This window comes from Eubacterium sp. MSJ-13 (assembly GCF_018918235.1).
Lineage (GTDB): Bacteria > Bacillota > Clostridia > Lachnospirales > Lachnospiraceae > Butyribacter.
On record NZ_JAHLQE010000076.1, the window covers coordinates 1 to 11,016 of the forward strand.

The window sequence follows — 11,016 nt, forward strand, 5'->3', positions numbered from 1 at the left end:
AGCAGCCAATAGTGTTATGAGCAAGTAGCAAAGCGGATTGCGAATATCCGCTTGACTTGAGACAAATCATTAACTTTCAATACAAATACAATTCCTTTTTCTCTTGCTTCTTGATACTTCGTATTTAAAATAGCGTTTACTATAATATGGTTTGTATCAATAATATCAACTCTATTAGCAATTTCATCATTGTATTTGTTCAACATAATTTTCAATTTTTCTATTTCATTCTGTTTTAACAACGATGAGATAATCATTAATTCATTTTTATATTCATGCTCTCTTTTTTTCTGCTGGTCAAAATTTTCTGAAATTTGTCGATAAATTTCAGTTTGACTTTTTGCTCGTTCCACAGATAACTGTTCTTTTCTGATTTTTACTTCCCGTTCAATTGCATCCCAAAGGAGATAAAATATGAAAATATTTAAAATCAACATTCCAAATGCTAGACCGATAAGAGTATTTATTTGTTTTGTATTACTTAATCCATTAAAATTTATTAATATCGCTATAATAGCTAAAATTGTAAAAATGGGAAATAAAGAAAATTTTATCCATTCAATATCGGTAATTTTCTCTTTCTCTTCCTGTACAAAATAATGACGCAACACAATAATTACACCAAACACCAAAAGCTGGCTAAGTGTCCCCATTAAAAATTTTAACATTCTTGTTTCAATCAAAGTGATAATTATTAATTTCTGTAATGCCATCCATGCAAAATAATCAGCAGCAAAGCACAACCCCTGATAAAATAAAATAATCAAGCTACACTTTAGAAAACGAAGCCGATAAAATCTCCACATCATAGTTGTTCCTAATAAAATAACTATAATTTGCTTTACTAAAAAATGATCTGCAAAAAAGACAGAAACAAGATAATCCAAAATGGTAAGAATTAAAATGAATATCCACATCATCCAGATTAAAGTCTCACTTTTTCTTTTGGCAAACGATTCTACAAACATTTTACAAAGAATAACATACAAAAAAGTATAAATAATTTCAGCAAAATATGTTTCCATTATACTTCTCCCTGATAAAAAATGAATTGTTCTCTAGCATCAAGATATCTAGACTGTGAGACACTAAGATATGATGTATGACATACATTTTCTGTTAATTTTACATTATATCGCTTTATTTCCTCAACATATTTCAAATTAACCAAAAAACTTTTATGAATACGACAAAAATTATAATAATTGAGCCTCTTCTCCAACACATCCAGTTTTTCATATATGGTATACCTTTCTTTGTATTTTTTTACCAAATGAAAAGTCAATTTATGTAAATTACTTTCTATATAAACAATGTCATCTGGACTAATCGTCATATCACCTTCCAAAAAAGCAAATGTTTCTCTGTTTTCCTGATAATTCATTCGCCGAATAATACTATCAAGACATTCCTCTAAAGATGCCTCCAAGCAATCACTTTCCTTCAACAGATACCTAACTGCATCTACCTTATATCCTTCTATAGCATATGAAATAAATGCGGTAACAAACACGATGTATGCGTCACTACCAGATTCTCTAATTTTTCTAGCCGTTTCTATACCATTTAGCTTATCCATATTAATATCTAAAAAAATAATATCAAAATTTGTGATAACACTGCCTCGTTTTAATAAATCTGTGCCAGACGAAAATGTATCCACACAATATTGGTATGCATGCTTTTGCATATACGCTGATATTAGTTTCTGTTCCAAAACCAAAAAACCATCTTCATCATCACATACTGCAATATAAATCATGAATCCTGTTTTCTCCTTTTATATTCTAAACACCATATATATCGACATACTGTTCTATAATGATAACATTAAGATTATATTTTTTAATTGCTGTTGCGGCTGGTGTAACCTGCCATTACATCATCAAATGGTTAGACAGCAATTCTCATGACAAAGACTAGTACTGGCAAGTGCTTTGTCACCATAAAGGACGCAACAAACATCATTTTGAATACTGGATAGATTTTGCCATAAACCCCAGAGAAGGACTTGTCGGTATGCCAATGCCTACAAGATATGTACTTGAAATGTTCTGCGACAGAATTTCCGCAAGCAAAAACTACAATCGTGATACCTACAATGATTCTTTCCCATTGGCTTACTATAACAAAAATAAAGATTATTATGTACTGCATCCTGGCACAAGAGCATTACTTGAAAAGCTACTGACTATGCTTGCAAATGAAGGCGAAGAATCTACTTTTAAATATATCAGGGAAAATATTGACTGGAAGAAATCGAATAAATATTAAACAGATAAAGCATCTCTCCTAGTGCTGATATGCCCCTCCAAAGCAACAGATTTTATATCTAATCCGTCTACTTTAGAAGTATCATATCAACACAAAGAAAAGATACTTTTTCCATTTATATTTTTCCCAATATTACTCCACCGCAACATCAAAAAACATTTTAACACGAACAAACACACAACAGTTTGCTACATTGTCACACAATTTTCTTCTATAATATGCTCAATCTCCTCAACACTTTTTTGCGTTGCAAGTGAAATCTGTTCCAATGTAAACTTATTTTTATACATATTTATAATAATCGTTTCATTGGTTTTTTTCGTTCCTCTCGCCTCTGCTCTTTCTTCTATTCCTAAACTTAAATTACACATCACGCTCACATCCTCTTATATACCTTATACTCATATTCTTTGATACAATTATATTAAAGATACACTACAAACGCAACTAACTTTAATTTTAATACTTTATGTAACATTTTTAACAAACTCAGAGTATTCTATATAGAAGTGCTTCTAAAGATACAACTGATACAAAAAATAAATAGCTGGTTTTAACAGAAATGACAAAAATGTTAATTTCCAGTTACTTTTCAAAAAATTAAGAGGGATAATAAAAACATGGATGAAATAATCGAAAGATATAAGGATATGGTTTACCGTATTGCTTTTTCTTATTGCAAAAACCGTTCCGATGCAGATGATATTTTTCAAGAGGTGTTTTTACGATATTTTCGTAAAGCACCACAATTTGAAAATGATGACCACGAAAAAGCATGGTTGATTCGTGTTACTGTCAACTGTAGCAAGTCTGTTCTAATGTCACCATGGAGAAAACATGAAATCAAACTGGATGATAACATTCATTACGAAGATCAGTATGAGTCAGATCTGTTTCGTGCTGTAATGCAACTTCCTGCAAAGTACCGTATAGTAATTGAACTTTATTATTACGAAGGTTATAAACTAAGAGAAATTGCACATATTTTAAAGAAAAAAGAAGTAACTGTGCGGCAACAACTTGTCAGAGCAAGAGAACAACTAAAAAAAGCTCTTACTGAAGAATCGTAAAAACAACAGCTAGAAAGGCAGGTTTTATATGAAAGAAAAAGAGATTGAACAAAATATAAAAGAAATATACAAACAGATTAAAGTAGATGAACAGCAGGTGATTATTTTAAAGAAGAAATTGAAATCTGGGAAAGCAAAAACTTTCAAAACAACATTCCAAAAATATGCAACAGCAGCTGTTTTCTTTATAACATTTACATTTGGCAGTGTTGCTGTTGCCGCAGTCACTCAACATTGGAACGACTATATGAAAAATAATTATCATGTCACTGAGAAGGATATTTCTAAATACCAGGATCAAGGATTATTAACTTATCCAAAAGGTGAAAAAACAACTTGTACAAAAAATGGTGTCAAAGTTACAGTCATGCAAACTGTAGTTGATAGCTATCATGCATTTGTGTCATTGAAAATCACTGGTTATAAACTAAAAAAGAATGAAAGTATTCCAGAATTTCGTGTATTTGATGCTGTAATAGATGGCAAAAAATTAAGCGGTTGGTCAGATTTTTATGACGGCACTGTAACAGGAGAAAATATGCAGCCTGTTTTGCCGAATGGTAAATCGCTATCCAAAAATTCAGCTGGTCTTTTAATCTTTCCTTATACCCAAAATGATGGCAGTCTGGAATATGATATGCTATTTACAAGCAACGGCAAAAAAGACTATTTCATAAATAAAACTATTGATATTACTTTGTCAGATTTAGGACAATATATCAACACCACTGACAACCATATGAAAAATGTAATATCTGCAACCTGGAAAATTAAGGCTCCTCTTGCTGGTAATCAAAGCAACTATAAATTTACATCAGAAAATAATGTTTTAGGTAAAACAGGTATAACTATTAATAAGATACAGCTTTCCCCTATTTCTGTTAATTTAACACTAAAATCAAAAAAGAAGTTATCACAAAATATGATTCCTCCATTTGAAGGAATCAAAATGAAAAATGGAACAATCTATTTGGCAGGTATAAATTGCAATACATCTAATGTAACAAAAGCAGGCGATAAAACAGGTAGCACCTGGAATCTACTGGCTAATGTAGAGGGTATTATTGATATTAATGAAGTAGAAGGACTGCTGTTTGAAAATCCAGCTCCTTATGTTGGAATCACCAAAGATGAAGAAATAGAATTTGATGGTAATAAACATGATTATTATGAAATAAAAATCAAACCAGAATAAACATACTCATTGAAGAAATAATCTACGCTAATTATTGATTTTATCTGACTGTATAACAATAAACAGATGCAAGAATAACACTCTTACATCTGTTTATTTTAAGCATTATCAAAAAAACATCTCCTACCATATCCATTTTTACATACTCCATTTTCAATTATATATTTATCCAACATGCCTTAAATCCAATTATCCCTCATAGCAGGATTGTTTAATCCAAATTTTTGTGCTAAACTATTCATTACATTTGTTTTTTAGCACACCAAAAATATGTGCAACACAAAAAACATGTGCAGAAATGAGGTTTTTTATGACAAAATTAAAAGAATTTCTTTTCAAATACAAGCATGCTATCATTATTTTATACATGCCGATTTACCTTTTCTGGTTTATGACCCTTGAAAAGAGAACTGATGTACACTTTACTAACATACATTGTAAAATTGATGATTATATACCATTTTGTGAAGTTTTTATAATTCCATATCTCTTATGGTTTTTATATGTTGCTGTAAGTCTGGTTTATCTTTTTTTCCAGACAAAGCATCTCGACGATTTTTACAGATGTTGTGCCGTACTGCTGCTTGGAATGACAACTTCACTTATTATTTACACGATTTTTCCAAATATGCAGACAATGCGTCCTAAAACATTTGATCACAGCAATATTTTTACAACAATCATTGATATACTTTATCGGACTGATACTGATACAAATGTTTTTCCGAGTATCCATGTGTTTAACTCGGTTGCGATTTATTTCGGAATCAGCCGAAGCTATTATTTCAGAAATGTTGATGATATAAATATTATTAAGAGTGACAAAAAAAGAAAAGTGATAAAAATCATAAGACTTTCATCACTTATACTTTGTATCCTCATATGCATATCAACGCTGACACTTAAACAGCACTCATTTCTTGACCTTGTCGGCGGCTGTGTATTGTTTGCTTTTTATTACACCATTATTTATATCAGACCTTTTAAGAAAAAAAACACTGCCCAAACAATTAATAATACTAAAAAGCTAAATCAGACATCTGCTTACAACACAGCAAAGCATATAAATGAATAAATTTCTATCATTATAACCACAGCTATCAAAATCCTGCTGTGGTTTATTTTTTATTGTATTTCGTTAAGCTTTCAGCAGATTGCTAAGTTCTGCAAACTGTTCAAGACTTAATGCCTCTCCTCTGACCGTTGCCGGAAGACCCATTTTTTCTAATGCAGCGACAACCTGCTCTTTATTTACATTGAGATTTGAAGCATTGTTTAATCCGTTCTGAAGGGTTTTCCTTCTCTGATTAAATGATGCTCTTATTATTTTAAACATAAATCCTTCGTCTTTTACATCCACTGGTCTTTCTTCATGGCAGGTAAGTCTTATGACGGCAGAGCCGACATTTGGGCGTGGCATAAAACAGTTTGCCGGAACATTTGCAACTATCTCAGCTTTTGAATAAAACTGTACGGCAAGTGACAATGCACCATAATCTTTTGTTCCCGGTCCTGACTGCATCCTGTCTGCAACTTCCTTTTGAACCATGACCGTAATACTTTCAAGTGGTACATGACTTTCAAAAAGTCCCATAATAATAGGTGTTGTTATATAATACGGAAGATTTGCAACAACCTTTATCGGTCTGCCTCCGTTATGTTCAGCAGCTACCTTTGCTATATCAAGCTTGAGTATATCTTCATTTACAACTGTCACATTGTCATAATCAGAAAGCGTATCTGCAAGGATTGGTATAAGATTATCATCTATCTCTACCGCCATTACCTCCCTTGCACTTTCACAAAGATACTGTGTCATCGTTCCGATACCCGGACCTATTTCCAGTACAAAATCATCCTTTGTTATTCCTGCCTCACTTATGATCCTCTCTAAAACATGGGTATCTATAAGAAAGTTCTGTCCAAACTTCTTCTGAAATCTGAAGTTATATTTCTGTAAAATCTCTATTGTATTCTGTGGTATTCCAAGTGTTGCCATTTTCCCTCATTTCTGTGCCTTAGTGTACTGCACTTTTTACTTATATATTCTTCATGTGCCTGACTTTGTCAAGTTATTTTACCGTCAACATATCATCATCTTATACGATACATTTTCATAGCATTGTCATAAGTGATCTTTATAATCTCATCTGCCGGAATCCCTTTAAGCTCTGATATACATTCAACCACATGTTTAAGATAAGATGAATCATTTCTCTTGCCACGATGCGGCTCCGGCGTAAGATATGGACAATCAGTTTCAAGTACGATACGCTCGATAGGTGTCATTTTCACAACCTCTTTAAGTTTTTTACTGTTCTTAAATGTAACTACTCCACCGATTCCAAGATAATATCCCATATCAAGATATATCTGTGCCATCTCCTGACTATATGAAAAACAATGGATTACTCCCGAAAGCTCATCACCATGATGCGCCTTCATTATATCAAGCGTATCTGCCGCCGCATCCCTGCTATGAATGATTATCGGCATATCAAGTTCATAAGCAAGGTCAAGCTGTCTTGCAAACCACTTCTTCTGCACATCTCTTTCCGGCTCATCATAGTGATAGTCAAGACCTATCTCGCCTATCGCCACGATCTTTTCATCAGCTGCAAGTGATTTAAGCCACTCCATATGACTTTCTTCAAGCCTCTCAACATCTTCCGGATGAATACCGACTGCACCATAAATAAAATCATATTTCTTTGCAATCTCAAATGTCTTTTTTGTAGACGCCACACTTGCACCGACATTTACCACTGTACCAACACCTTTATCCCTTAAAGAAAGAAGTAATTCTTCCCTATCCTCATCAAACCTCTCATCATCATAATGAGCATGTGTATCAAAAATCATAATAATCCTCATTTCTAAGCGTTTATCACTAACCCTCACTATCTCCCCAATATTATTCACTCCATATTTTTTGCCCTAAAGCCAACATTTAATATATTCTTAACTATTTATACTGCAAAACCACAATTTTCACAGTCATTTTTATCATTAAGAAATAAATCCTGCCCTAAGTAAAAATAATAAATCCGCTATACCAATATATTATTAGTATAACGGATTTGTTACTAAATTACAATTAACGCATCACACTCTACAGATAAAATACGATCATATCTATTAAAAATACCGGTATAAGACAGCTTATCGACCAGATCATATATCCGAAGAATGATGGCATTTTGATACCATTTTCCTCGGCGATCGAACGAACCATAAAGTTTGGTGCATTTCCGATATATGTGTTTGCTCCCATAAATACGGCACCTGATGAAATCGCCATAAGAAGGATCTTCGGTACAAATCCTCCTGTAACCTGTATTCCATCTTTAAATCCAAGTGAAAGTGCTGTTTTAAAGAATACAAGATATGTCGGTGTATTATCAAGAAAGCTTGACAAAAATCCTGTTATCCAGAAGAACTGCCATGGCTTTGTTATTCCAAGATCTCCACCTTTCACTTCAAGAATAAGAAGTGTAGGTATCATTGTAATAAATATACCTATGAAAAGAATTGCAACTTCCTCGATGGCATCCCATGTAAAATGGTTGTCTTCCCTTATTCCTTTATCAGTAGTCTTATATGAAAGCAATGCTGCTGCAAGTATTATAACTACCTCAAGAAGTGATGCATATCCAAACTCTACCTCTCCATATATGTGAATATTTTTTGCAAAGAAAGGACTTATCTGTGGAAGAACACCACTCAGTATTACTGCTCCTACTATCATTGCAAGGAATATGATATTTTTTGCTCCTGCAAGACGGATAGGTGCTTTATTTTCAAGAACCTCCGGCTTAAGACCGTCAGCAATATCTTTCTTATACGCATTTGTATCTACTACAAAGAAAAGAGCAAGAAGAAGTACCACATTTAAAATAAGTATCGGAATAAGGTGTAAACTCCAGAAGAAATCAACACCATTCATAAATCCCATCAAAAGCGGCGGATCACCAACAGGTGTAAGGCATCCTCCGATATTTGATACAAGAAAAATAAAGAATACTATTATCTGCACTTTTCTTTTACGCCATTTATTTGCTCTTATTATCGGTCTTATCATAAGCATACTTGCTCCTGTTGTACCAATCCAACTTGATAACAGCGTACCTATAAGAAGCATTAAAATATTTACTCTAGGTGTACCAACAAGGTCTCCCTCAAGCACTATATTTCCTGCCACACAGAACAGACCAAACAGTAACACTATAAATGTTATATAATCTCCAAAAATAACTTCGAGAAATTCTTCAAAAGTCTTACTTCCACCATATCCTATGGCAAATGGTATCAGGAACGCAAGCGACCAGAATATTACTGCTACCGCTTTATATTTTTCCCATATTTCTCCGATAACCAACGGGCATATCGCTATACAAAGAAGCATTCCGACAAATGGAATACAATACGCAAGCGACAAGCTGTTTCCAAGCTCCTGCTCAGCTCCTTTTTCTGCTGCAAATGATACCGCCGGATTGACGGCAACCGCAAGAAGAAGCATCGACACAATAGCTAAAAATCTCTTTTTTACTATTTTCATACTCTTACGCCTCCTGTGTAAAATAACAATGTTTCTACTTATTAAAATATAACACTATTCGCATACCGAGTTATTATAGTACAGAGGACATAAAAAAGCAATAAAACTTTTAGATATTTTTTATTGTTTTGAGGACGGACGCCGGGAATGGTGGTTATTATCAAATAAACAAAAGCTGCGTAACAGCGACTGACAGCGTGTTTACAGGTTTATAAATTTAGGAAATGTAAGGCTGAACTGTTACTCTTATCCTTGTTTATGCGTCTTTTCATATGCTGGCAGACTCATCCTGAAAAATCTTCTTGCAAGACACTTTGCGTTAAACGGTATCAGCGGATAGAGATAGCCCTCTCCTAATAGTGTATGTGTCATGAGGAGCGATGCTACAAGCAGTACTGTTCCGGCTATAAATCCATATACACCAAATATGCTGGTTAATATCAACAATATCACTCTATGAAACTTGACTGCATAGGTGAGTTCCATGTTGCTCTGTGTATAATTTGCTACCGCCACAAATGCCATATAAAGCATTATCTCCGGATTAAACCAACCGGAATCCACTGTATAATCACCAAATACGATACCTGCAACGATACTAAGCGGCGTTGTAAGCATGTTCGGCGTGTTGACTGCTGCCATTTTTAGTCCGTCTATCGCAAATTCAAGTATAAGAAACTGAAATATCGGTGCTACATTTATATCATCACGAATCAGTATAAACTCAAGCCATTTTGGTACCCACTGCGGATTTTCAATAAGAAGCAGAAAAACAGGCGTGATAAAAACAGCAAGAATATTTGTCACCATTCTGGTAAGTCTTAAATATGTTCCTGTTACAGGTGGAAAATAATAATCATTTGCATCCTCGACTATCCCAAACAACGATGTAGGCAGTATCATAACGGCTGGGGAGTTATCGACAAGTATGACAATACTTCCCTCCAGCAGACTTGCCGCCGCTGTGTCAGGTCTTTCCGTATATTTGTACTTTGGAAACGGATTTATCCATTTCCCCGGAAAAAGCATCTCAGCAAGGCTTTCCTGATTCATCGTAAGCGAATCCACATCCATTGAATTTATGCTGTCCATAACTTTTTTTACATCTTTTTCATTTACCCTGCCACACATATATCCGACAGCAATATCCGTTCTTGAACTTCTGCCTACCCTAGCAAACTTAAATACAAGATTTTTATCCCTTATCCTTCTTCTGATAAGTGCCATATTCGGTATCAGTGCCTCTATAAATCCATCTCTTGAGCCTCTTAAAACCTTATCCTTTTCAGGTTCCTCCACACTTCGTCCCGGATATTCCCTAAGATCGAGGGCAAGAATCCCATCATATCCCTCTATCATCATACAGGTCAGTCCGGCAAGGAAATTATCTATAAAATCCTGTTCTTTATCAATCTCCATAATATCGACAAACGGGGTACTCTTACTTATAAAACCCGCTAGATTTTCAGGCATATCCTCCTCTTTTATCGAATAAAAAAACTGCATAAGTTTTTCTATCGTATCTCCAGGCAGAAATCCGTCTACTGAATAAATAGAGACTTTTCTGCCTCCAATCTCAACCTCTCGGTGAAGCAGGTCAAAATTTTCATCAAGTTTAAAAAGATCGCTTATCTCCTGCTGACGCATCTTGAAATCACTTCCAAAAATAATGGAGCTGCTCTGTTTTGTATTATCTGTACTGTTTTGCTGCGTACCACTACTCATCTTCCGACTGCCTCCAATTCTTCCAAATTTTAACACTATCAAGGAAGTCCCCCACTTCTATTGCGTAGAGCAATAAGTGTGGGTAGGGACTTGCTTGTATCAGGAGGGGTTCAACCCCCTTCTGATATGCTGCGACAGCAGCTAATAGTGTTATGAGCAAGTAGCAAAGCGGATTGCGAATATCTGCTTGACTA

The 11,016-nt window shown here is 34.3% G+C and carries 12 protein-coding genes; 4 read left to right on the forward strand and 8 right to left on the reverse strand.

Annotated features, from left to right (window positions below; translation table 11 throughout):
• Positions 1-14 precede the first annotated feature (14 nt).
• Together KQI69_RS04625 and KQI69_RS04630 are read right to left on the reverse strand one after the other, a co-directional pair.
• Positions 15-1,025 (reverse strand): histidine kinase, encoded by a 1,011-nt coding sequence (locus KQI69_RS04625; protein ID WP_216564171.1) that lies wholly within the window; start codon positions 1,023-1,025, stop codon positions 15-17.
• Positions 1,025-1,762 carry a LytTR family DNA-binding domain-containing protein gene (locus KQI69_RS04630; protein WP_216564172.1) on the reverse strand — a complete coding sequence of 246 codons (738 nt, stop codon included), beginning with the start codon at positions 1,760-1,762 and terminating at the stop codon, positions 1,025-1,027. The genes KQI69_RS04625 and KQI69_RS04630 overlap by 1 nt, the downstream gene beginning before the upstream one ends.
• Before the next feature lie 170 nt (positions 1,763-1,932).
• Between KQI69_RS04630 and KQI69_RS04635 the strand changes: the two genes are divergently transcribed.
• Entirely contained in the window at positions 1,933-2,274 is a 342-nt protein-coding gene (locus KQI69_RS04635) for a DUF5662 family protein (protein WP_371818731.1), read from the forward strand.
• A gap of 188 nt (positions 2,275-2,462) precedes the next feature.
• Here KQI69_RS04635 and KQI69_RS04640 read toward each other — a convergent pair whose 3' ends face one another.
• Positions 2,463-2,645 (reverse strand): hypothetical protein, encoded by a 183-nt coding sequence (locus KQI69_RS04640; protein ID WP_216564175.1) that lies wholly within the window; start codon positions 2,643-2,645, stop codon positions 2,463-2,465.
• 249 nt (positions 2,646-2,894) lie between these two features.
• On the opposite strand from KQI69_RS04640, the gene KQI69_RS04645 reads away from it, so the two are divergent.
• The 3 genes from KQI69_RS04645 to KQI69_RS04655 all read left to right on the forward strand — a co-directional run bounded on the left by KQI69_RS04645 (position 2,895) and on the right by KQI69_RS04655 (position 5,614).
• Positions 2,895-3,344: an RNA polymerase sigma factor gene (locus KQI69_RS04645; protein WP_216564176.1), complete on the forward strand. Its 450-nt coding sequence runs from the start codon at positions 2,895-2,897 to the stop codon at positions 3,342-3,344.
• A 28-nt stretch (positions 3,345-3,372) separates the two neighbouring features.
• Positions 3,373-4,539 carry a hypothetical protein gene (locus KQI69_RS04650; RefSeq protein WP_216564178.1) on the forward strand — a complete coding sequence of 389 codons (1,167 nt, stop codon included), beginning with the start codon at positions 3,373-3,375 and terminating at the stop codon, positions 4,537-4,539.
• A 310-nt stretch (positions 4,540-4,849) separates the two neighbouring features.
• Positions 4,850-5,614, forward strand: coding sequence for a phosphatase PAP2 family protein (locus KQI69_RS04655; RefSeq protein ID WP_216564180.1), 765 nt, complete (start codon positions 4,850-4,852; stop codon positions 5,612-5,614).
• A gap of 63 nt (positions 5,615-5,677) precedes the next feature.
• Here the strand turns inward: KQI69_RS04655 and rsmA are convergent, their stop codons facing one another.
• From rsmA to KQI69_RS04680, 5 genes are all read right to left on the reverse strand, one after another.
• On the reverse strand, positions 5,678-6,538 hold the full coding sequence (gene rsmA, locus KQI69_RS04660; protein WP_216564183.1) for a 16S rRNA (adenine(1518)-N(6)/adenine(1519)-N(6))-dimethyltransferase RsmA: 861 nt from the start codon (positions 6,536-6,538) through the stop codon (positions 5,678-5,680).
• 95 nt (positions 6,539-6,633) lie between these two features.
• Positions 6,634-7,401: a TatD family hydrolase gene (locus KQI69_RS04665; RefSeq protein WP_216564184.1), complete on the reverse strand. Its 768-nt coding sequence runs from the start codon at positions 7,399-7,401 to the stop codon at positions 6,634-6,636.
• Between the two features lie 250 nt (positions 7,402-7,651).
• Positions 7,652-9,097, reverse strand: coding sequence for a sodium:proton antiporter (locus KQI69_RS04670; protein WP_216564186.1), 1,446 nt, complete (start codon positions 9,095-9,097; stop codon positions 7,652-7,654).
• A 246-nt stretch (positions 9,098-9,343) separates the two neighbouring features.
• On the reverse strand, positions 9,344-10,822 hold the full coding sequence (locus KQI69_RS04675; RefSeq protein ID WP_216564188.1) for a spore germination protein: 1,479 nt from the start codon (positions 10,820-10,822) through the stop codon (positions 9,344-9,346).
• A partial coding sequence (locus KQI69_RS04680; RefSeq protein WP_216564190.1) for a hypothetical protein occupies positions 10,815-11,016 on the reverse strand: 202 nt, incomplete at its 5' end. The genes KQI69_RS04675 and KQI69_RS04680, both read right to left, overlap by 8 nt.